General features: G+C 64.1%; 20 protein-coding genes. 14 read left to right on the forward strand and 6 right to left on the reverse strand.

Annotation, left to right across the window (positions count from 1 at the left end; genetic code table 11):
- The first annotated feature begins 74 nt into the window (after nucleotides 1-74).
- From F7R19_RS05175 to mnmA, 5 genes are all read left to right on the forward strand, one after another.
- Nucleotides 75-875, forward strand: a complete 801-nt coding sequence (locus F7R19_RS05175) for a TorF family putative porin (RefSeq protein WP_061955471.1) — start codon at nucleotides 75-77, stop codon at nucleotides 873-875.
- Nucleotides 876-995: 120 nt separating this feature from the next.
- Entirely contained in the window at nucleotides 996-1,316 is a 321-nt protein-coding gene (locus tag F7R19_RS05180; RefSeq protein ID WP_150979561.1) for a hypothetical protein, read from the forward strand.
- Entirely contained in the window at nucleotides 1,303-2,211 is a 909-nt protein-coding gene (dapA, locus tag F7R19_RS05185; protein WP_150979562.1) for a 4-hydroxy-tetrahydrodipicolinate synthase, read from the forward strand. The genes F7R19_RS05180 and dapA overlap by 14 nt, the downstream gene beginning before the upstream one ends.
- Nucleotides 2,212-2,269: 58 nt before the next feature.
- Nucleotides 2,270-2,800 carry an NUDIX hydrolase gene (locus F7R19_RS05190; RefSeq protein ID WP_150979563.1) on the forward strand — a complete coding sequence of 177 codons (531 nt, stop codon included), beginning with the start codon at nucleotides 2,270-2,272 and terminating at the stop codon, nucleotides 2,798-2,800.
- Nucleotides 2,797-3,876, forward strand: a complete 1,080-nt coding sequence (mnmA, locus tag F7R19_RS05195) for a tRNA 2-thiouridine(34) synthase MnmA (RefSeq protein ID WP_150979564.1) — start codon at nucleotides 2,797-2,799, stop codon at nucleotides 3,874-3,876. Before F7R19_RS05190 ends, mnmA begins: the two co-directional genes overlap by 4 nt.
- 67 nt (nucleotides 3,877-3,943) lie before the next feature.
- Here the strand turns inward: mnmA and F7R19_RS05200 are convergent, their stop codons facing one another.
- On the reverse strand, nucleotides 3,944-4,558 hold the full coding sequence (locus tag F7R19_RS05200) for a glutathione S-transferase C-terminal domain-containing protein (RefSeq protein WP_061955556.1): 615 nt from the start codon (nucleotides 4,556-4,558) through the stop codon (nucleotides 3,944-3,946).
- 292 nt (nucleotides 4,559-4,850) lie between these two features.
- Between F7R19_RS05200 and purB the strand changes: the two genes are divergently transcribed.
- The 8 genes from purB (at nucleotide 4,851) to F7R19_RS05240 (ending at nucleotide 13,730) form a co-directional block, all read left to right on the forward strand.
- Complete coding sequence (gene purB / locus F7R19_RS05205; RefSeq protein ID WP_150979565.1) at nucleotides 4,851-6,227, forward strand: adenylosuccinate lyase; 1,377 nt, start codon at nucleotides 4,851-4,853, stop codon at nucleotides 6,225-6,227.
- Nucleotides 6,228-6,590: 363 nt separating this feature from the next.
- Nucleotides 6,591-7,154, forward strand: coding sequence for a cytochrome b (locus F7R19_RS05210; RefSeq protein WP_150979566.1), 564 nt, complete (start codon nucleotides 6,591-6,593; stop codon nucleotides 7,152-7,154).
- Nucleotides 7,155-7,231: 77 nt separating this feature from the next.
- Nucleotides 7,232-7,807, forward strand: coding sequence for a YceI family protein (locus F7R19_RS05215; protein ID WP_061955486.1), 576 nt, complete (start codon nucleotides 7,232-7,234; stop codon nucleotides 7,805-7,807).
- 76 nt (nucleotides 7,808-7,883) lie between these two features.
- A complete protein-coding gene (locus F7R19_RS05220; protein ID WP_061955488.1) occupies nucleotides 7,884-8,474 on the forward strand; it encodes a YceI family protein in 591 nt (196 codons plus the stop codon).
- A gap of 374 nt (nucleotides 8,475-8,848) precedes the next feature.
- The gene (locus F7R19_RS05225; protein ID WP_150979567.1) at nucleotides 8,849-10,240 is read left to right on the forward strand and encodes a class I SAM-dependent methyltransferase; all 1,392 of its coding nucleotides are present in this window, start codon (nucleotides 8,849-8,851) and stop codon (nucleotides 10,238-10,240) included.
- Between the two features lie 28 nt (nucleotides 10,241-10,268).
- The gene (locus F7R19_RS05230; protein WP_061955558.1) at nucleotides 10,269-11,600 is read left to right on the forward strand and encodes a sensor histidine kinase; all 1,332 of its coding nucleotides are present in this window, start codon (nucleotides 10,269-10,271) and stop codon (nucleotides 11,598-11,600) included.
- Between the two features lie 7 nt (nucleotides 11,601-11,607).
- The gene (locus F7R19_RS05235) at nucleotides 11,608-12,741 is read left to right on the forward strand and encodes a hybrid sensor histidine kinase/response regulator (protein ID WP_170292559.1); all 1,134 of its coding nucleotides are present in this window, start codon (nucleotides 11,608-11,610) and stop codon (nucleotides 12,739-12,741) included.
- Nucleotides 12,738-13,730 (forward strand): response regulator, encoded by a 993-nt coding sequence (locus F7R19_RS05240; RefSeq protein ID WP_061955492.1) that lies wholly within the window; start codon nucleotides 12,738-12,740, stop codon nucleotides 13,728-13,730. Before F7R19_RS05235 ends, F7R19_RS05240 begins: the two co-directional genes overlap by 4 nt.
- Nucleotides 13,731-13,898: 168 nt before the next feature.
- Here F7R19_RS05240 and secF read toward each other — a convergent pair whose 3' ends face one another.
- From secF to queA, 5 genes are all read right to left on the reverse strand, one after another.
- Nucleotides 13,899-14,873 (reverse strand): protein translocase subunit SecF, encoded by a 975-nt coding sequence (secF, locus tag F7R19_RS05245; protein ID WP_061955494.1) that lies wholly within the window; start codon nucleotides 14,871-14,873, stop codon nucleotides 13,899-13,901.
- A gap of 24 nt (nucleotides 14,874-14,897) precedes the next feature.
- Nucleotides 14,898-16,766 carry a protein translocase subunit SecD gene (gene secD, locus F7R19_RS05250; RefSeq protein ID WP_061955496.1) on the reverse strand — a complete coding sequence of 623 codons (1,869 nt, stop codon included), beginning with the start codon at nucleotides 16,764-16,766 and terminating at the stop codon, nucleotides 14,898-14,900.
- A 209-nt stretch (nucleotides 16,767-16,975) separates the two neighbouring features.
- On the reverse strand, nucleotides 16,976-17,302 hold the full coding sequence (yajC, locus tag F7R19_RS05255) for a preprotein translocase subunit YajC (protein WP_061955498.1): 327 nt from the start codon (nucleotides 17,300-17,302) through the stop codon (nucleotides 16,976-16,978).
- A gap of 216 nt (nucleotides 17,303-17,518) precedes the next feature.
- Nucleotides 17,519-18,649, reverse strand: coding sequence for a tRNA guanosine(34) transglycosylase Tgt (gene tgt, locus F7R19_RS05260; protein WP_150979569.1), 1,131 nt, complete (start codon nucleotides 18,647-18,649; stop codon nucleotides 17,519-17,521).
- Between the two features lie 18 nt (nucleotides 18,650-18,667).
- A complete protein-coding gene (gene queA / locus F7R19_RS05265; RefSeq protein ID WP_150979570.1) occupies nucleotides 18,668-19,720 on the reverse strand; it encodes a tRNA preQ1(34) S-adenosylmethionine ribosyltransferase-isomerase QueA in 1,053 nt (350 codons plus the stop codon).
- A 159-nt stretch (nucleotides 19,721-19,879) separates the two neighbouring features.
- Between queA and recG the strand changes: the two genes are divergently transcribed.
- Nucleotides 19,880-22,117 carry an ATP-dependent DNA helicase RecG gene (gene recG / locus F7R19_RS05270; RefSeq protein WP_150979571.1) on the forward strand — a complete coding sequence of 746 codons (2,238 nt, stop codon included), beginning with the start codon at nucleotides 19,880-19,882 and terminating at the stop codon, nucleotides 22,115-22,117.

Here is a 22,117-nt window from a genome sequence, read left to right on the forward strand (position 1 = left end):
CGATATCGTGGCGCTTGCGTCGCTTTCGCGATGTTCATTCAAACGCCTTCACGCCTTCACGTTATCGCTCCCTCATGATTGCAACTCGACTGTTCACTTCCGCGCCCGCCGCGCTGGCCGCCTGCGTGCTGCTTGCAGCGCCGTTTTCCTCGGTATTGGCACAGGAAGTCCCGGCCCCAGCGCAGGACGCCGCCAATACCTCGCCGCATGCGTTCACCGCCAATGTGTCGCTGGTTTCGGATTATCGATATCGCGGTATCAGCCAGACTGACCGGCGCCCGGCCGTGCAGGGCGGCTTCGATTATGCGCACGCCAGCGGTTTTTATCTCGGAAACTGGAATTCCAGCATCAGCTGGCTCGGCGACGCCGACGCATCGGTGTCGGCGCCGGTCGAAATGGATTTCTACGGCGGCTTCCGGAATACGTTCAAGCTGGCGGAGCAGGACATAAATTACGACGTTGGCGTGCTCGAGTACTACTATCCGGGCGGCTATACCGCGACGCGTCCGTACACCACGGAAATTTACGCCGGTGTCGGCTGGGGGCCCGTGTTTCTCAAGTATTCACACGCCGTGACCAACCTGTTCGGTTTTGCCGACAGCAAGAACAGTTACTACATCGACCTCACGGCCAACGTTCCGCTCAACGTGTGGGATCTCACGCTCAATGCGCATGTGGGATACCAGGGCGTGCAGCATTTCAGCGATGCGTCGTACACGGACTGGAAAATCGGCTTGACCCGTGACCTCGGCCACGGCTTCGCGCTGGCCGTCGCGTATATCGGCAGCAATGCCGACAAGAGTGTCTACACCAATTCGCGCGGCCGCTATCTGGGCAAGGCGACGGCGTTTGCTTCGATTACCAAGACGTTCTGACGCTACGGGCTTTACGCGATCTTGATGCGCGTCCCGGCAATCGATGCACAAGCTTGACGCGCGCATCCCTAGCATAAAGCCATGTTCAACAGAAGGTCCGCGCAACGTGGACCACGCCTTATGCGACAGTCATCGAGTCTCGCCGTAGCGTTTGCTTCGATTCCGCGACGCCGCGCCCCTTCGCACGATCAGTGGATTCGCCTGCGGCTGGCGGTGTCGTCGGCGCAGGTGTTTGCGCTGCGCCAGACATTGCATCGCGCGATTGGCAGCATGGCGCGGATCTACGTCGTGCAGGTCGATCATCGCCACGGCGAAACCTCGCTGCATGTGGAGGTGGAACGTGCCGATCGCGATGCGGCAATGCACGCGATCATGACCGCGCTGCCGGCGGCGGAATTCGGCGCAGCGTCGGTGCTGGGAGACGATCATGGCGCGCAGTGAGGCGCCGCGCGGCGCGCTGGCCGAGGGTTTGTGGCTGCCGATGATCACGCCGCTGCAACATGATCGCGTGGCACTCGATACGGCCCAGCGTCTGGCCGCGCACTACGCCGCGGCTGGCGTCGACGGCCTGATCGTGCTTGGCACGACCGGCGAGGGCGGCCTGCTGACCGATGCCGAGCGTTCGATGCTGGCTGCCGCCGTGCTCGAAGCCGTCGATGGCGCGGTGCCGGTGATCGCAGGCGTCGGCGGCGTGGCCACGCATGCCGTGTGCGATCAGGTGCGCAAGCTCGATCGTCTGGCGCTGGCCGGATATCTCGTGCCGCCGCCGTACTATCTGCGCGTATCCGATGAAGGCATCGCCTGGCACATGCGCAGTGTGGCCGGCCAGACCGGCAAGCCGCTGATGCTCTACAACGTGCCCAAACGCACGGGCTGCACGATGTCGCCAGAGCTTGTCTGGCGGTTGGCGACGCATCCGCAGATCGTCGCCATCAAGGAGTGCGATGCGGCCGGATTGCGCACGCTGGCGATGCAGGACCGCATCGGTGCATTTTGCGGCGACGATGCGTCGATGCTCGAGCATCTGCTGCGCGGCGGTACGGGCATCGTGCCGGCCGCCGCGCATATACGCCCAGAGCTGTTTGTGCGGCTGCTGCAACTGGCGCGCACCGGGCGCGAAGAGGCCGCCCGCGCGCTGTTCCGGCAATTGTCGCCGTTGATCGGCCTGTTGTTCGCCGAACCCAATCCCGCGCCGGTCAAGGCGGCTCTGGCGCTGTGCGGTGTGGCCACCGCGGAAGTGCGTCGACCCTTGATGCCGGCATCGAAAACGCTGGCGGCACAGCTGGACGCAGCGATGGCGTTGCTGCCGCCAGCAACCGTCGCGCGGGCTGCGTGACGGGGTAGAACGATGCACGTTTCGACGGCAACCGGTAAAATGCCCGATTGCTTAAAAAATGTGCATCATGTCACGAGAATGGAATGCCAGCGTCACAGTTGCCGCCGTTATCGAACGCGGCGGCCGTTTCCTGATGGTGGAAGAGGAAACCCCGGACGGCTTGCGCCTGAATCAGCCCGCGGGCCATCTCGAGCCCGGTGAAAGCCTGATCCGCGCCGTGGTGCGCGAAACGCTGGAAGAAACCGCGCACACGTTCGAACCGCGCGCGCTGCTCGGTTGCTACATGAGCCGCGGCCGCTCGTCGCGCGACCAGGGCGATACCACCTATATCCGCTTCGCCTTCACGGGCGACCTCGGCGCGCTGGACGCAGGCCGCCAGCTCGATGCCGGCATCGTGCGCACCGTATGGATGACCGCTGAGGAACTGCGCGCGTGCACGGAGCGCCATCGCTCGCCGCTGCTGATGGCTTGCGTCGACGACTATCTGGCAGGCAAACGGTTTGCACTCGATATGCTGCACACCCATCCGACCGCCGTCGCCGACCCGATCGCCGCGGCCGCCGCCACCGCCTCGGGAGCCGCATCGTGAGCGGCAAGCGTGTGGTGGTGGGCATGTCGGGCGGCGTCGATTCGTCGGTGACTGCCTGGCTGCTCAAGCAGCAAGGGTATGAAGTGATCGGCCTGTTCATGAAGAACTGGGAAGACGATGACGACAGCGAATACTGCTCGACGCGGCAGGACTGGCTCGATGTCGCATCGGTGGCCGATGTGATCGGTGTGGATGTGGAGGCGGTCAATTTTGCCGCCGAATACAAGGACCGCGTGTTCGCTGATTTCCTGCGCGAATATTCGGCGGGCCGCACCCCGAATCCCGACGTGCTGTGCAATGCCGAAATCAAGTTCAAGGCGTTTCTGGACCACGCCATGTCGCTTGGCGCGGACACCATCGCCACCGGCCACTATGCGCGTGTGCGCCAGGCCGCGAACGGACGCTTCGAGCTGCTCAAGGCCTTCGACCACACCAAGGACCAGAGCTATTTCCTGCATCGGCTGAACCAGGCGCAACTGTCGCGCACGCTGTTTCCGCTCGGCGAAATTCCCAAATCGCGCGTGCGCGAAATCGCCGCGGAAATCGGCCTGCCCAATGCGAAGAAAAAGGACTCGACCGGCATTTGCTTTATCGGCGAAAGGCCTTTCCGCGATTTTCTCAATCGCTACCTGCCGACCAAGCCGGGCCCGATGAAGACCGACGACGGCAAGGTGGTGGGCGAGCACATCGGCCTGGCGTTCTACACGCTGGGCCAGCGCAAGGGCATCGGGCTGGGCGGCAGCCGTGATGGCACCGGCGACGCATGGTACGTGGCACGCAAGGACATGGCGACCAACACGCTGTATGTGGTGCAGGGTCACGATCATCCGTGGCTGCTGACGCCCGCGCTGCATGCCGAGGATTTGTCGTGGGTGGCGGGCGAGCCCCCGGCCGCCGGCGCTGCGATGGCGGCCAAGACGCGCTACCGTCAGAGCGATGCGGCATGCACCGTGGTGGCAGCCGATGCGAGCGCGCTGGACTTGTCGTTCGCCGAGGCGCAATGGGCGGTCACGCCGGGACAGTCGGCCGTGCTTTACGACGGCGATGTCTGCCTCGGCGGCGGAATCATCCAGTAATCCAGTAGTCCGGTAAGCAAAACGGCCGCATGCGCGGCCGTTGTCGTATGGATTGCCGAAGGCGGCATCAGGCTGCCGGTGGGGCGGTATCGATGAACGACTGGCGTTTCTCGATCTTTTCCTGGAAAGCCAGCAGATTCGGATACTGCGCGCGCCAGGCGATGTCCGGAAAGCGGAAATCGAGATACGCCAGCGCGCAGCCCACGGCCACATCGGCCAGCGTGTAGTGGATGCCGGTGCACCACGGCTTGTCGGCCAGGCCGGCCGACATGGCGGCCAGTGCCGCGTCGATCTTGCCGCGTTGGCGTGCCACCCAGCTTTCGCTGCGTTCCTGCGGCTGGCGTTGCGTGCCTTCCAGCCGCACCAGCAACGCGGCGTCCAGCAGGCCGTCGGCCAGCGCTTCCCAGCAGCGCACTTCCAGGCGCTCGCGGCCGCCTTGCGGAATCAGGCGGCTGACCGGCGACAGGGTGTCAGCGTATTCGGCAATCACGCGTGAATCGAATACCGCGCCGCCATCTTCCATGACGAGGCACGGCACCTTGCCGAGCGGATTGAACTGACCAATCGTCGTATCGGGCGACCAGACGTTCTCCTCGATCATCTGGTACTCGATCTTCTTTTCCGCCAGCACGATGCGCACCTTGCGCGCGTATGGACTGGACTGCGACGCGTACAGCTTCATGTTCTCCCCTTGATCGATAAGCGAGGCGGAGTATACCTGCGGCGCGATGCGACTGCGGGGCCAATGGAGCGTGGCGCGCCGATCGTTGTGGCTGCCGGATCTCAAGCCGCACAGCGCCATGGCCCGATGGTAAAATCCCGCGTTGCGCGTTTGGCGGCTGCGCTCCTTCGCTGGCCGTCCTGGCCCTTGCTTTGCAAGGACGAGCGGCGAAATCGCCGCTTATGGTCGCTTCCCATGGTTCCAGCGCCTCCTGCGCGAGCCCCCTGTACCCCCATTTCTCCCGGTTGCCAGCATGTCCACCTCATCCCTTTCGCCGCTCACCGCCCTGTCTCCCATCGATGGCCGTTATGCCGCAAAGGCCGATGCGCTGCGCGAATGGCTGTCCGAGGCGGCCTTCATGCGCAATCGCGTCAAGGTGGAGGTCAACTGGCTGATCGCGCTGGCGCAGGCCGGCCTGCCCAATGTGCCGAAGTTCTCGGCGCAGTCCGAGGCCGCACTGCAGGCGCTGGTGGACAACTTCACCGAGGCCGACGCCGCGCGCATCAAGGAAATCGAAGCTGTCACGAACCACGACGTGAAGGCCGTCGAATACTGGCTCAAGGAACAGGTCAAGGGTAACGCCGAGCTTGAGGCAGCGAGCGAGTTCATCCATTTCGCCTGCACCTCGGAAGACATCAACAACACGTCGCACGGCATGATGCTCAAGGGCGCCCGCGACGGCGTCATCGTACCGACGCTCAAGCGCGTGCAGGCCCGCCTGGTGGAACTGGCCAAGCTCAACGCCAACCAGCCGATGCTGTCGCGCACGCACGGCCAGCCCGCCAGCCCGACCACGCTGGGCAAGGAGCTCGCCAACGTGGCCGCGCGCCTGGCGCGCGCCATCGACCGTATCGAGCGCGTGGAGCTGCTCGGCAAGATGAACGGCGCCGTCGGCAACTACAACGCGCACCTGTCGGCCTATCCGTCGTTCGACTGGGAGTCGTTCTCGCGCCAGGTGATCGAGCAGCGCCTGGGCCTGACGTTCAACCCGTACACGATCCAGATCGAACCACACGACTACATGGCCGAGCTGTTCGACGCCGTGGCGCGCGCCAACACGATCCTGCTGGATCTGAACCGCGACGTGTGGGGCTACATCTCGCTGGGCTACTTCAAGCAGAAGACCAAGGCCGGCGAGATCGGCTCGTCGACGATGCCGCACAAGGTCAATCCGATCGATTTCGAGAATTCGGAAGGCAACGTGGGCCTGGCCAATGCCGTACTGCGCCATCTGTCGGAAAAGCTGCCCGTGTCGCGCTGGCAGCGCGATCTCACCGATTCGACGGTGCTGCGCAATATGGGCGTGGCATTCGGCTACAGCCTGCTGGCGTACGAGGCATGCCTGCGCGGCCTGGGCAAGCTGGAAACCAATCCGGAACGTCTGAACGAAGACCTGGACAACTGCTGGGAAGTGCTGGCCGAGCCGGTGCAGACCGTGATGCGTCGTTTTGGCGTTCCCAATCCGTACGAGCAGCTCAAGGAACTGACGCGCGGCAAGGGAATTTCGCGCGAGGCGTTGCAGACGTTCGTGCAGGGTCTGGCGATCCCCGACGACGCCAAGCAGCTGCTGCTGGACATGACGCCAGCTAGCTATATCGGCAAGGCCGTGGAACTGGCAAACCGCATCTGACACTCGCCGGGCGCGGGGTTTCCGCGCACCTCAGCGGGGCATGCTGAACAAGGGCTGACCTTCGGGTCGGCCTTTTTTGTTTGTGCCGCGCATCGACAGACCTTGCCGCCCTGCGACCAATCGCCGCTGCCGTTTTGCCCTGCGGCGCGCTAGGATCGTCGTCCGAGCGACGGGTGCGGCCTTCCGTCACATCAAACGATTTGAACAACTTAATGAAGTTCGTACTTTCTCTGGCCATGCGGACGCCATAATAATGCGAGAATTCGCTGCGACGGCGGGCACGTCCTGAGGCAGCAGACCGTCGGAACAGGTGGCATCAGCTGTTGACCATAACGAAAGCAACAATCGAAGGGATTGACTGACATGGGTTCCAATGGAGCGTGGCCGCGCGGCGAAGCGCGCTACACCGCAACGGCCATCGGCCTGCACTGGCTGATCGCATTTGGCATCTTTGCCGCCTTCGGTCTCGGTCTCTACATGACCGGCATTCCGGGGCTGACGCCTACCAAGCTGAAGCTGTATTCCTGGCACAAGTGGCTGGGCGTGACGATTTTCGTGGTGGCCGTGCTGCGCGTGCTGTGGCGCGCCACCCATGCAGCGCCCGCGGTGGCGCCCGGCACGCCTGCCTGGCAGGCCCGCGCCGCCGCGGCCGCACATCATTTGCTGTACGTACTGATCCTGGTGGTGCCGATCACCGGCTATCTCTATAGCTCGTCGGCGGGCGTGCCCGTGGTGTATCTGGGCCTGTGGAAACTGCCGCCGCTGATCGAAGCCAGCGACACGCTCAAGCCGATCCTCAAGTTTGCGCACGTCTGGCTGAACTACCTGATGGCCGGCATCGTCGTGGTGCACGCGGCCGCAGCCATCAAGCACCAGATCATCGATCGCGATGGCACGCTTGGCCGCATGATTCCGTTCCTGCGCTGACCGCGCGGGATTGCAGGCGCATTGCCCTGTATCCGATCAACGGCCCGCACGGGCCAGTCACCAGTGGAGTCTCTCAGATGAAACGCATGTCCCGTCCCGGCACGATGTTCGTGGCGGCCGCAGTGGCCACGGCCGGTCTGGCCGCCAATCTCGCCTGGGCCCAGATCGATGCTGCGAAGAGCTCGGTCACTGCCACCGCCAAGCAGATCGGCGTGCCGATGGAAGGCAAGTTCAAAAAGTTCGACGCCACGGTCGACTTCGACCCGGCCAAGCTGGCAACGTCGTCCGCCAAGGTCGAGATCGATGTGTCGACCTTCGAGATCGGCGATGCCGAGACCACCAAGGAGGTCAAGGGCAAGGACTGGTTCGACGCCGGCAAGTACCCGAAGGCCGTGTTCCAGTCCACCAGCATCAAGGCCGGCGCGGCTGGCAAGTTCGACGTGGCCGGCAAGCTGACCATCAAGGGCAAGACCGTTGACGTCACCGTGCCCGCCACCTATCGGCAGGAGGGCGGCGCCCAGGTATTCGACGGTGTGCTGCCGATCAAGCGCACCGTCTTCAATATCGGCGACGGAGAATGGAAGGACACCTCGGTCGTAGCCGATGACGTACAGATCAAGTTTCACATCGTGACACCGGCAAAGAAGGGTTGATGCGGGATTTCCTGCCGACGCCGCCTTGCCGATTTTTTTCGCTTTGACTCTCCAACTTTTTGACGGGAGATTTTCCATGAAGATGCGCACCCTGATCGCCGCCGCCGCGGCTGCTTCCGCCACGTTTGCCGCCGGCGCCGCCATGGCCAATGCCGCGACGTACAACATCGACCCGACCCACACGTATCCGAGCTTCGAGGCCGACCACATGGGCGGCCTGTCGAAGTGGCGCGGCAAGTTCGACAAGTCCACCGGCGTGGTCACGCTCGATCGCGCTGCCAAGGCCGGCACCGTCGACATCAAGATCGACGCCGCATCGATCGACTTCGGCAACGGCAAGCTCAACGAACACGCCAAGAGCGCCGAGATGTTCGACGTGCAGCAATTCCCCGATGCCACGTACAAGGGCAAGTTCTCGAAGTTCAACGGCGATGTGCCGACCGAAGTGGACGGCGTGCTGACGCTGCGCGGCGTGTCGAAGCCGGTGAAGCTCGAGATCAAGGAATTCAAGTGCATCCAGCATCCGATGCTCAAGCGTGAAGCGTGTGGCGCCGATGCGGTGGCCTCGTTCAATCGCGCCGACTTCGGCCTCGACTACGGTGTCAAGTACGGCTTCAAGCAGGACGTGAAGCTGGCGATCCAGGTGGAAGCCATCAAGGCCGACTGATCGCGTATCGCTTCAATCCGGCGTATTAGCGCCGGTTGGGAGGTTGTCACTTCCCTAAGACATGGTCCGGCATGGTTGCCGGGCCATTTTTTTTGACCGCGGCATACCCCACTTCTGGCCGCGAGTGCACGGTTGTGCGGTTTAGAACTGCCACAGTACAATGGTTCGCCGCAGTCCCACCCTCTGGGGCCGCGCCCGTACCGGTGCCGCCGGTCGCGCGCGCTCCCGCAACAGGTCACGCGCATCAATATGAGCATCGGCTGCATTCCCTGATTTTCGGTAGTTGGCCGCAAGATTTTGCCTAGCTGTACCTGGCCGACGCCCGAAGGCGTAGCGGCTTACAGCGTTTCTTGGATTTCCCCTGGCGCGATACCGTGTACTCCAAAACGCAAATCGATCCGGTAGTTAGCTTCCTCAACTCGCAGGGCGAGCAGGTGCGGGGCACGATCATCAATCTCCAGCGCAAGTCGCTGGTGATGGAAATCTACAATCCCTATTCGATTGTCCAGGTCAGCGAGGTCTTGAGCGAACTGACCGTGCGAATGGGCGCGAAAAACGCTTATCTGGGCAAAGCTGTCGTCATGAGCCTGGTAAACACCGGCCTGACCGCAGTGGTTTCCCTGACGCTGATCGACGAATGGCGCGAGCTGACGGACGTCAACGACGCCCCGAAATCGGTCGCGCGCGAAGCCGAGACATTCGTGCAGGACTGGGATACGCGCTTCAATATCAGGCGCGATTACCAGATCGTGGTCAACGAAATGCGGGCGTTCCTGTCGGAAGTGTCGCGCTGGGTGGAGCAGGTCGACCTGACCGAATCGCTGCCCAAGAAGGAAGGGCGGCTGCGCGAGGACGTGTTCTACGAACTGGCGTCGCCGCTGATGGGCAAGGTCAAGACCTACCTGGACTGGCTCGAAGGCGAGGCGCAGCGCGTCGATCCCGAACTGGCGCCCGTGCACCGCACTTACGCACAGGCCGCGCTACATCCGTTGCTGCTGCGTGCGCCCTTCGTCTATCGCACTTTCACCAAGCCGCTCGGCTATGCCGGCGACTACGAGATGGTGAACCAGATCCTCAGCGATCCGCAGCAAGGCCCGACCACGTATTTCCAGATCGTCAACACGGCGTTCCTGAAGGCGGCGGTGGCCACGGCGCACCGCAACCGCATCGATCTGCTGATCGATTTCCTGACGCGCCAGGCCGAGCGCGCACGCGCGGAAGGCCGCACGTTCCGCATCCTGAACGTCGGATGCGGGCCGGCTTTCGAAATCCAGCGCTTCGTGCGCGAATATCCGAATCCCGAACTGCTGTCGTTCCAGCTCGTCGACTTCAGCGAGGAAACCCTCGAATACACGCGCAACTCCGTCGAACGTTCCGCGGCGGCGGCCGGGCACAAGGCATCGGTGGAGATGCTGCACCAATCCGTGCACGAACTGCTCAAGCGCCGCATATCGGCCGACGATCCCAGCGTGCGTGAATTCGATGCGGTCTACTGCGCGGGGCTATTCGACTACCTGTCCGACAAGGTCTGCGCGCGCCTGCTGTCGTACTTTGCATCGCGCTCCAAGCCCGGCGGCCAGTTGCTGGTCACCAACGTCCACTCCGACAACCCCGAGAAATTCGGGATGGAGCATTTGCTGGAGTGGTACCTGATCTATCGCGACGAGGCGGGAATGTCCTCGCTTTTGCCGGAGAACTCGCATGCCCACCGACTCTATGTCGATGAAACCGGCGTCAATGTCTTCGCCGAAGCCACTATCCGCTGAGGACGAGGCCGCGCCGCCTGCCAAGGTCGTGAGCTCGAACCAGCTCTACGCCGGCTACCAGTCGGAACTCGCCGATTTTCGTCTGGCTTTCAGCCGCGGCGGCGCCTACACGGCCATCGCGCTGGTGATGCTCGGCGTCGGGCTCGACTACGGCCAGTATCCGCATTTCCAGCTGCCGTTTGCGGTGGCGCGCGTGGTGGTGTCGCTGATGATCGCCGCGGTGGTGGTAGCGCTCTACAGCCAGGCCGGGCGACGCTTCGCCCCGTGGCTGACCATGACGTGGCTGCTGCTGCCGCAGATCATGATTGCGTGGATGATCTCGCGCACCGAGGGCGTCGAATCTCCGTACTACGTGGGCCTGAACCTGGCGATCTTCGCCTCGGGCATCGCGCTGCCGTTCGGGCTGTGGCAGAACCTGGTATTCGGCATCCTTTCGTACCTGCTTTACGCCGCCGCGTGCCTGCTGCACCCGGGCGGCATCGAGCCGGTCGGCACGTTCATCGTCAACTCGCTGTTCCTGTTGTTTGCCGCGGCGGCCAGCGGCGTCTACACGTTCTTCAACGAACGTGCGCGCTTTATGCTGTTCCGGCTCAAGGCCGAGGTTGCCGACAAGAATACCGAGCTCGAGGTCATCAACCGGAAGCTGGTCGATATCAAGGGCCAGATGCTGCAGCAGGAAAAGATGGCGGCGATCGGCACGCTGGCCGCGGGGCTGCTGCACGAAGTCAACAACCCGGTGAATTTCTGCCTGATGGCCATCGAGGTGGCGATGGAAGAGCCGGCGGCGAAGGCCGAGCCCGGGCTGCAGGAATGCTTGGTCGACGCCAAGCAGGGCATGCAGCGCATCCAGCATATCGTTTCGGACCTGAAAACCTTTGCCTACCGCAAGCCCGGTGCGGAGGTGGAAGGCACGCCGTTCCTGTTCGAAAAGGCGCTCGATTCCTCGCAGCGCCTGACCGCGCACGAGCTGCGCGGTGTCAAGATGACTCGCGAAATGCCCGTGGATACGCTGGTGCTCGGCGACGAAGCCGCCATCATCGGCGTGCTCATCAACCTGTTCTCCAATGCCGCGCTGGCCATGCGCAAGGCGGGCACCAAGGATCCCGCCATCCACACCACGGTGCGCTGGCAGGAAAAGCGGCTTCATGTCACGGTCAGGGACAACGGTCCCGGCATCGCGCCGGAACATCTGGCGCGCGTGTTCGAGCCGTTCTTCACCACGCGCGAAGTGGGGCAGGGCCTGGGGCTTGGCCTGTCGATCAGCTATGCGGTGATCGAGCGCCATGGCGGCACGCTGTTCGCGGAGAGCGAAGTCGGCCAATGGGCCGCCTTCAGCTTCGATTTGCCGCGCGCGGAGTAATGCCGTGATGACCGCTATCGCGCAGGTGCGCCCCACGGTTCTCTACGTCGATGACGAGGAAATGGCGTGCAAGTATTTCGCGCGCGCTGTCGGCAGCGAGTACGAGGTCCTGTTGGCCAGCGGCGCCGAGGAAGCCGTCGGCATCCTGCGCGCGAACCACGCGAAAATTTCCGTGCTGGTCACCGATTTCCGCATGCCCGGACGGGACGGCGGCGACCTGTTACGCCAGGTGGCGCTCGACTATCCGCATATCGTGCGGATCCTGGTCACGGCCTATGCGGACAAGGACATGCTGCTGGAGACCGTGAACACCGGCGAGGTGTTTCGCATTCTCGAAAAGCCGATTGCCGTGGCCGACGTGCGCGAGCTATTGCGCCTGGCCGGCGAACGCTATCGCGAGCGCACGATGCGCCAGCAACGGCTGATGGCGATCGACGAAACGCTGGCGTTTCTTGCGCACGAACTGAACACGCCGCTGGCGGCCATCGCCAACTTCGCGCATGGCATCCAGTCGCGCGTGGCCACCGAGGTGACGCCGTTGCGCAACGCGGAGATCGGCCAGGCCGCGGCCGCCATGCACGACAACGCGCAATATTGCCTGGCCGTGCTGTCGTCGTTTCTCCAGTCGGTGCGAAGCAGCGCGGGCGGCGCGGCGCCACGCCCGGGCGCCGGCAACGAAGTCAGCGCCGGCGCGCTGGTGGCATCCCTGCTCGATAGCTATCCATTTGCCGATAACCAACGTAGCTGGGTACAGGTCGAGCTGAAAGGCGATTTTGTGGTTCCGGTGCTGCCCAACTGCGTCGCATTGGTGCTGTCATCCGTGATGAGCAATGCGCTGCGGGCGCTGGGCGGTACGGCGGACCCATCGCTGCGTTTTGTCGTGGCCGCCGGCGAACGTCCCGAAATACGCATTGCCGACAACGGTCCCGGCATTCCGCCTGAGGTCATGGACCGGCTGCTGGTGGATCCCGTCACCACCCATGCATCGGCCGGCGGAAACGGCATGGGCATGATTTTTTGCAACCGCGTGATGCAGTCGTTCGGCGGCGGCATCCGGATCGCTTCGGCGCCCGGCGCCGGAACGACCGTTACCCTCGATTTCCCCAATTTCAAGAATCGTATGCACAGGAGTGATCGATGAGCGAACTGAATACTACGCAGGCACCCCCGGCGATTCTGTTCGTCGATGACGAGGCAACTGCCGTCAAATATTTCCAGCGCGCCATTGGCCAGTTGGCGCCAGTGGTGACCGGCCAGTCTGTCGAGGAAGGCAAGGCCCTGCTCGATGCGCACGCCGACAGCCTGGCCGTGCTGGTATCGGACCAGCGTATGCCGGGCGAATACGGCAACGAACTGCTGCGATATGCGCGCGAGCGCTATCCGCATATCGTGCGGATCCTGACCACGGCCTACTCGGAACTCGACCAGACCGTCGAAGCGGTCAACCAGGGCCAGATCCATCGCTATATCAAGAAGCCGTGGGACATCACCGCGCTGCGCATGGAACTGAAGCAGGCGCTGGAGCTGTCCGGCCTGCGCAGGGAGCGCGACCAACTGGTGCGCGAAAAGCTGATGGTGTTGCAGACGCAGACCGTGGCCACGCGCGTGGGCATGGTGCATGCGCTGTGCGCGAGCCTGATCGGCCCGGGCCGCTTCCAGCCGGTGGAGACCTATCTGTCGGGCGCAAAGCTGTCCGGCGCGCAGAACGCGGAGCCCGATTGGCAGCGCCTGGACTACGCCGATCTGGTCGGCGCGGAAAGCCAGCGCAGCGGATCATTCGGCCATGCGGTGGGCAGCAAGCTGGCGCAGTTGCGTGCGTCGGGCCGAAGCGCCGCGGACGTGGCCGCGGTGCTTGCCGAGGCGCTCGGTGCGTCGGTGCGACGCGACGCTGACGCTATCACCTGGACCTCGCTGAGCGCGTTGAACGAGTTCGTGTCGAAGCCGGTTGGCGAGGCGGTTTCCGCCGATCATGCCGCCTGGCTGGCTGTCCTGTTGTGGCTCGATGAGGCCGGCGGCGCGCTGCAGCTTGCGCGCGAGGGCGAATCGATCACTGCCCGCCCCGGCCCGCGCACCGAATCGTTCGCATCAGACCGCCTGGCCGTATGGATCGAACAACTGGTCGAGGCTTGAGCGGCGCCGACACCGCGTCGTCACCGCTCCCTTCAGCACGATGTCCAGACCCCGCCGCGGCGGGGTTTTTTCTTGCCTTTGCCGATGCCGCCGCGCATCGGACGGCAATGACGGCCACAAAAAAGGCGCCCGTAGGCGCCTTTCGCGTGTGTCAGGTGCTGCGGGCCGTCAGGCCTGCGCGCCGTAGTTCGGATCGTTGCGATCAGTGACGTCGCCGCCTTTCTTCTCGCCCTTCACCAGGTCTTCGCGCTTCACGCCCAGCCACATCGCCAGCGCCGCGGCCACGAACACCGACGAATAGATACCGAACAGAATACCCACCGTCAGCGCCAGCGCAAAGTAATGGAGCGTCGGACCGCCGAAGAAGAACATCGACAGCACCATCATTTCGGTCGAACCGTGCGTGATGATGGTCCGCGACATCGTGCTCGTGATCGCGTTGTCGATGATCTCGTGCGTGGACATCTTGCGGTACTTGCGGAAATTCTCGCGGATCCGGTCAAAGATCACGACCGATTCGTTCACAGAGTAGCCGAGCACCGCCAGAATGGCCGCCAGCACTGACAGCGAGAATTCCCACTGGAAGAACGCGAAGAAGCCCAGGATGATCACCACGTCGTGCAGGTTCGCGATGATGCCGGCCACCGCGAACTTCCATTCGAAGCGGAACGACAGGTAGATCACGATGCCCGCGACCACACACAGCAATGCCAGCAGGCCGTCCGTGGCGAGTTCCTTGCCCACCTGCGGCCCGACGAACTCGACGCGCTGCAGCTTCACATCCGGCGCGGCGGCGCTCAGCGCGCCCAGCACCTGTTCGCTTTGCTGGGCCGAGGTCACTGGCTTGCCGTCCGGACCCTTCTGCAGGGGCAGGCGGATCATCACGTCGCGCGAGGTGCCGAAGTTTTGCACCTGCACGTCGGAGTAGCCGAGCTTGCTGACCTGGCCGCGGATCTTTTCGAGGTCGGCGGACTGCTGGTAGTTGACCTCCATCACCGTGCCGCCGGTGAACTCGATCGACAGGTGCAGGCCCTTGTGCCAGAGGAAGAAGACAGCGGCGGCAAACGTCAGGAAGGAGATCACGTTGAAGACCAACGCGTGCTTCATGAACGGAATGTCGCGCTTGATGCGGAAAAATTCCATGATGTATTCCTGATGTGTCCTGGCTTACTTGACCGCCGGCGTGGTGTCGGTGCCCGGCTTCCAGATCTGGCCGATCGCCACGCTCTGAAGCTTCTTCTTGCGGCCGTACCAGAGGTTGACCAGGCCGCGATTGAAGAACACCGCCGAGAACATCGAAGTCAGAATGCCCAGGCAATGCACCACGGCAAAGCCGCGCACCGGGCCGGAGCCGAACGCCAGCAGAGCCAGGCCGGCGATCAGCGTGGTCACGTTGGAGTCCAGGATCGTGGCCCATGCGCGGTCGAAGCCGACAGCGATGGCCATCTGCGGCGAGGCGCCCGCCCGCAATTCCTCGCGGATCCGCTCATTGATCAGCACGTTCGCATCGATCGCCATGCCCAGCACCAGCGCGATAGCGGCAATGCCCGGCAGCGTCAGCGTCGCTTGCAACATCGACAGCACCGCAACCAGCAACAGCAGGTTGATGCCGAGCGCCAGCACCGAGAACACGCCGAACAGCATGTAGTACAGCACCATGAAGACCGCAATCGCGCCGAAGCCATAGGCCACCGAGTCGAAGCCCTTCTTGATGTTGTCCGCGCCGAGCGACGGGCCGATCGTGCGTTCCTCGATGATTTCCATCGGTGCGGCAAGCGAACCGGCGCGCAGCAGCAGCGCCAGGTCATTGGCGGCTTCGGTCGAATACGAGCCGGTGATCTGGAAGCTGGAACCGAGCTCGGACTGGATCGTCGCCACGGTCAGAACTTCGCCCTTGCCCTTTTCGAACAGCACGATGCCCATCGGCTTGCCGATGTTTTCGCGCGATACGTCGCGCAGCACGCGACCGCCCTGGGCGTCGAGCTTGATGTTCACGGACGGACGCTGGTTCTGGTCGAAGCCGGCCGACGCGCTTTCGATGCGGTCGCCGGTGAAGATCACCTGCTTGCGCAGAATCACCGGCGCGCCGTTGCCTTGCGTGAACAGTTCGTCGCCAAACGGCACGGGGTCGCCCGGACGCGGATTGCGCGGCGCGTCGGGATCGGCCAGCCGCGCTTCGAGCGTGGCGGTGCGGCCGATGATGTCCTTGGCCTTGGCGGTGTCCTGCACGCCCGGCAGTTGCACGACGATACGGTCGGCGCCTTGCTGCTGGATAACCGGCTCGGCCACGCCGAGCTCGTTCACGCGGTTATGCAGGGTGGTGATGTTCTGCTTGACCGCGGCGTCCTGCACCGCCTTGCGGGCGGCGTCGGTGAACACGCCGACGATATTGTTGCCGTCCGCGGAAAACGCCAGCTCGCGCAGGTTGTCGGCCAGCAAGGCGCGCGCGCGGTTGGCGTCGTCGGCATTGTTGAAACGCACGGTCAGACGGTCGCCGTCGCGGTCGATGCCGGCATGACGGATGTTCTTGTCACGCAGCAGCGTGCGGGCGTCGCCGGAAAGGCTGTCGAGTTTTTTATCGACGGCGCCTTTCATGTCCACCTGGAGCAGGAAATGCACGCCGCCGCGCAAGTCGAGACCCAGATACATCGGCAACGCATGCAGCGCGGTCAGCCAGCGCGGCGAGCCCGAGAGCAGGTTCAGCGCCACCACGTAGGTGGGGTCGCTGGCATCGGGATTGAGCGAACGCGACAGCACGTCCTTGGCCCGGAGCTGCTCGTCCGTGGTGCGGAAGCGCGCCTTGACCGAACCCGATTGGCCGGCGACGTCGTAGAACATGCCGTCCGGCTGCAACTGGTTCTGCGCCAGGATCTCCTCCACTTGCTTTTGCATGGAGAGGTCGACCTTGACCGTGGCCTTGGCCGACGAGACCTGGACGGCGGGTGCCTCGCCGAAGAAATTCGGCAGGGTATAGATGATGCCGATGGCCAGGGCCACCAGGATCACGATGTATTTCCAAAGCGGGTAACGATTCATCTTTGGCCAGTCATTGCGGTTGGCATGGCCGATAGTCGTGCGACAAGCACGCCGGATCGGCCGGACCGGTTGGCAAACAGCCGCCTGGCCGCCCGGAATCGGATCCCGGAGGATCCGCGGGCTGGTCCAGGCGGCTGCGCAGGGCATGGTCGCGGGGCATCGGATGCCACATGACGCATGCCGGGGTCAGGCTTGCAGGAAAGACCCGGTCAGAGCGACTTCAGCGAGCCTTTCGGCAGCACGGTGGTCACGGCGTTCTTCTGCACGGTGATTTCCGTGCCTTCGGCCACTTCCAGCGTCACGTAGTTCTCATTGACCTTGGTGACACGGCCCAGGATGCCGCCGGCGGTGACGACTTCATCGTTCTTGGCCAGCGCTTCCAGCATAGCTTTCGATTCCTTCTGGCGCTTCATCTGCGGGCGGATCATGATGAACCACAGCACGGCGAACATCAGGATGATCGGCAGGAAGCTCATAAGGCCACCAGCCGCGCCGCCGGCACCGGCAGTCTGGGCAAAAGCGTTGGAAATCAGCACGTTACTTCTCCGTCACAAAGGTCTATCAGGGAATCGGGCATTCTATCACCCGGTTGTTGTCCCGCCTTGGCATTCTAGGGCGGATTGCGGGTTTGTTCGGGGTGCGTTTGGCGTACTTTGCGGACGTTGCCGAAACGCGCCGGACAGATGCCTGCGGGGCAGGTATTCGACCATCAGGCCGCGAAAAGTTCGCGTGCCTGTCTGGTCTTCAACACATTAGCGCGCGCCGCGGGCGCGGTTCTCGGCAAACTGGCGCCGGAACGCCTCAAAGCGATGCGCCTCGATGGCGGCGCGCATCTCGCTCATCAGTTCCAGGTAGTAATAGAGATTGTGGATCGTGTTCAGGCGCGCGCCGAGGATTTCGCCCACGCGATGCAGGTGATGCAGGTAGGCCCGCGAGAAATTGCGGCAGGTGTAGCAGCCGCATTGTTCGTCCAGCGGGCGCGCGTCGTTGCGGTGCGCGGCGTTGCGGATCTTGACGTCGCCAAAGCGCGTGAACAGCCAGCCGTTGCGCGCGTTGCGGGTTGGCATCACGCAATCGAACATGTCCACGCCATGCGCGACGCCGGCAACCAGGTCTTCCGGCGTGCCCACGCCCATCAGATAGTGCGGTTTGTGCGCGGGCAGGCGCGGGCCGACGTGTTCCAGCACGCGCATCATGTCTTCCTTGGGCTCGCCCACCGACAGCCCGCCGATCGCGTAGCCGTGGAAATCCAGTTCGGAAAGCCCCGCCAGCGATTCGTCGCGCAGATCCTCGAACATGCCGCCTTGCACGATGCCGAACAACGCATTCGGATTGGCAAGGCTGTCGAATTCATCGCGCGAACGCTTGGCCCAGCGCAGGCTCATGCGCATCGACTTCGCCGCTTCGTCGTGCGTGGCGGGCCGGCCGTCGATCTCGTAGGGCGTGCACTCGTCGAACTGCATCACGATGTCAGAATTGAGCGTGCGCTGGATCTGCATCGAGATCTCGGGCGACAGGAACAGCTTGTCGCCGTTGACCGGCGATGCGAACGTCACGCCTTCTTCGGTGATCTTGCGCAGTTCGCCAAGCGAAAACACCTGAAAGCCGCCGGAATCGGTCAGGATCGGCTTGTCCCAGCCGATGAACTTGTGCAGACCGCCGTGCGTCTGCACCACGTCCAGCCCGGGGCGCAGCCACAGGTGGAACGTGTTGCCGAGGATGATCTGCGCGCCGATCTCGTTCAGTTCGAGCGGCGACATGGCCTTGACCGACCCATAGGTGCCGACCGGCATGAAGACTGGCGTTTCGACAACGCCGTGGTTGAGCGTGACGCGGCCGCGACGCGCGTTGCCATCGGTGGTCAGCAGTTCGAAATTGAGCATGATGTGTTCTCGGTCCAGTCAGTCGCGGCGGGTCAGCAGCATGGCATCGCCATAGCTGAAGAAACGATAGCGCTCGGCCACGGCGTGCCGGTAGGCGGCGCGAATCGCTTCGACGCCCGCCAGCGCGGACACCAGCATGAGCAGCGTGGACTTGGGCAGATGGAAGTTTGTAATAAGTGCGTCGACCACGCGGAAACGGTAGCCGGGCGTGATGAAGATATCGGTGTCGCCCTGGCCGGCGCGCAACACGCCGTCCTCGCCGGCGGCCGATTCCAGCGCCCGCAGCGACGTCGTGCCGACCGCAATGACCCGGCCGCCCCGCGCGCGAGTCTCGCGCACCGCATCGGCCAGTTCGGGCGTGATGGCAAACCACTCCGAATGCATCTTGTGTTCGGCCAGATTCTCGGTGCGAACCGGCTGAAATGTGCCGGCACCTACGTGCAGGGTCAGAAAAGCGCGGCGGATGCCGGCCATATCGAGCCGCGCGAACAGCGCGTCGTCAAAGTGCAGGCCGGCCGTCGGCGCGGCCACCGCGCCGGGGTTGCGCGCGTAGACGGTCTGATAGCGCGTTTCGTCGTAGGCGTCGGGGTCGTGCGTGATGTACGGCGGCAGCGGCAGCCGGCCATAACGTTCGATCAGGTCGAGCGCCGGTTCCGGAAAGCGCAGCGTGAAGAACTGGTCTACGCGCGGGCCCACCGTGACCGAAAAGGCGTCGTCGGCCAGATGCAGCGCGCTGCCTTCGGCCGGGGTTTTCGACGCGCGCACCTGCGCCAGCACGGTATGGCTGTCGAGTACGCGCTCGACCAGCACCTCCACGCGGCCGCCGCTGGGCTTCTGGCCGAAGAAGCGCGCCTTGATCACACGGGTGTCGTTGAACACCAGCAGATCGTTCGGCGTCAGATAGTCGAGGATGTCGCTGAATGCGCGGTCGATCAGCCGCACGGCGTCGGCGGTGTCCTCCGGCGCGGTCCGTTCCACCACCAGCAGGCGGCTGGCGCTGCGGTCGGGCAGGGCGGACTGGGCAATCAGCTCGGGCGGCAGCGGAAAATCGAAATCGGACAGGGTCAGCATGGTTCAGCAGCAAGACAAAACAACGCTGGGCGGCATTCCGGCTGGAGTGCCGCCGCAGTCATCGGCATAGCGTGGGTACAATCGGCGAATCCGACATTGTAAGGCTTGGGCGCCTGGCTTCGCCCATCGGCCTCGTTTACCGTCCATATTCGCGCTCTGATGCCCGGCACCGCCACCGACCCGAACGACCCATCCGCCGCCGCTCCGGAAAGGCCGACGCGCACCCGTGCCGCCGCGGGTGGCAGCCCGGCGGGGTCGAAATCGGACAAATCCGATAAACCGGGAAAAGCGGACAACGTGGACAAGCCGGCCAACGCCGGCAAGCCGAACGCGTCTTCGGCGGCCGCCCGGCTGGCCAAGCTTGGGCTGCGCCGGCCTGTCGACCTGGTGCTGCATCTGCCGCTGCGCTACGAGGACGAAACCACGCTCGAACCGATCCGGGAGGCCGTGCGCCGTGCCGGAATGGGCCTGGCGGTCCAGGTCGAAGGCGAAGTGGTCTCGAACGAGGTCACATTCCGGCCGCGCCGCCAACTGGTGGTCAAGATCGCCGACGAAACCGACGAATTGACGCTGCGTTTCCTCAATTTCTATGGCAGCCAGACCAAGCAGATGGCCGAGGGCGCGCGCCTGCGCGTGCGCGGCGAAATCCGCGGTGGGTTCTTCGGCGCCGAAATGGTCCATCCGACGGTTCGCACCGTCACCCCGGACGATCCGCTGCCGGACCGTTTGACCCCGGTATATCCGGCAACTGCGGGGATCTCGCAGGCATATCTACGCAAGGCGATTGGCGGCGCGATGTTGCGCACGGCCCTGCCTGAAACCTTGCCGCAGGCGGTCCTGCGCGGCCCGCTGGCGCAACTGAAGCTGCCGCCGCTGATCGATTGCCTGCGCTTGCTGCACAACCCGCCGCCGCAGGAAAGCGAGGCCGCGCTGGCCGATCGGTCGCACCCGGCATGGGTCCGCATCAAATTCGACGAGCTATTGGCGCAGCAGATATCGTTGCGACGTTCGCAGGCCGCGCGGCGCGAAAAGAACGCGCCTTCGATGCCGCGTCGCGACGATGGACTGCTCAGCCGTTTTCTGACGGCGCTGCCATTCCAGTTGACCGGCGCGCAGCAGCGCGTGGTGGAAGAGATCGCGGCCGACATGGCGCGTCCGCATCCGATGCACCGTTTGCTGCAGGGCGACGTGGGCAGCGGCAAGACCATCGTCGCCGCGCTGGCCGCCTGCCAGGCGATCGACGCCGGCTACCAAGCCGCGCTGATGGCGCCGACCGAAATTCTCGCCGAACAACACTTTCGCAAGCTGTCGGGGTGGCTCGAGCCGCTTGGCGTGCCGGTGGTCTGGCTGGCCGGCAGCCTGAAGAGCAAGGCCAAGCGGGAAGCCGTGGCGCGCGCCGAATCGGGCGAGGCCAGGCTCGTGATCGGCACGCACGCGCTGATCCAGGACGGCGTCCGCTTTGCCAACCTGGGCCTTGCGGTAGTCGACGAACAGCACCGTTTTGGCGTGGCGCAGCGGCTGGCGCTGCGCGGCAAGGCGGGCGAGGGCGACCGGCACCGGCCCGTCGACGAAAAGGTGCCCCATCAGCTGATGATGTCGGCGACGCCGATCCCGCGCACGCTGGCGATGACCTATTACGCCGATCTCGACGTATCGGTGATCGACGAACTGCCGCCCGGGCGCACGCCGATCGTCACGCGGCTGGTCAACGATGCGCGCCGCGATGAGGTTATCGAGCGCGTGCATCATGCTGCGGCCGATGGTCGGCAGGTTTACTGGGTGTGTCCGCTGATCGAGGAAAGCGAGGCGCTGCAGCTTCAGACCGCGGTGGAAACCTATGAGACGCTGGTGGCTGCGCTGCCCGATCTGCGCGTCGGACTTGTCCATGGTCGCCTGCCGCCGGCCGAAAAGGCCGCGGTGATGGACGATTTCAGCGCCAACCGGCTCCAGGTGCTGGTGGCGACCACGGTGATCGAAGTGGGCGTCGATGTGCCCAACGCGTCGCTAATGGTGATCGAGCATGCCGAGCGCTTCGGTCTGGCACAGCTGCATCAGTTGCGGGGGCGGGTGGGGCGCGGCAGCGCGGAATCGGTTTGCCTGCTGATGTATCAGGCGCCCTTGTCGCCGACTGCGCGCGAACGGCTGGCCACGATGCGCGAAACCACCGACGGCTTTGAAATTGCGCGGCGCGATTTGCAGATCCGGGGCCCCGGCGAGTTTCTGGGCGCGCGCCAGTCGGGCGAGGCCATGCTGCGCTTTGCCGATCTGGAAACCGACGCCTGGCTGGTCGATTACGCCCAGGCCGCCGCCGAAATGATGCTGGAAAGGTTTCCCGAAGCGGTCGAGGCGCATCTTTCGCGCTGGCTGGGCGGCCGCGAGCATTTCCTCAAGGCCTGA

Origin of the sequence: Cupriavidus pauculus, from assembly GCF_008801835.1 — a bacterium.
GTDB classification, from domain to species: domain Bacteria; phylum Pseudomonadota; class Gammaproteobacteria; order Burkholderiales; family Burkholderiaceae; genus Cupriavidus; species Cupriavidus pauculus.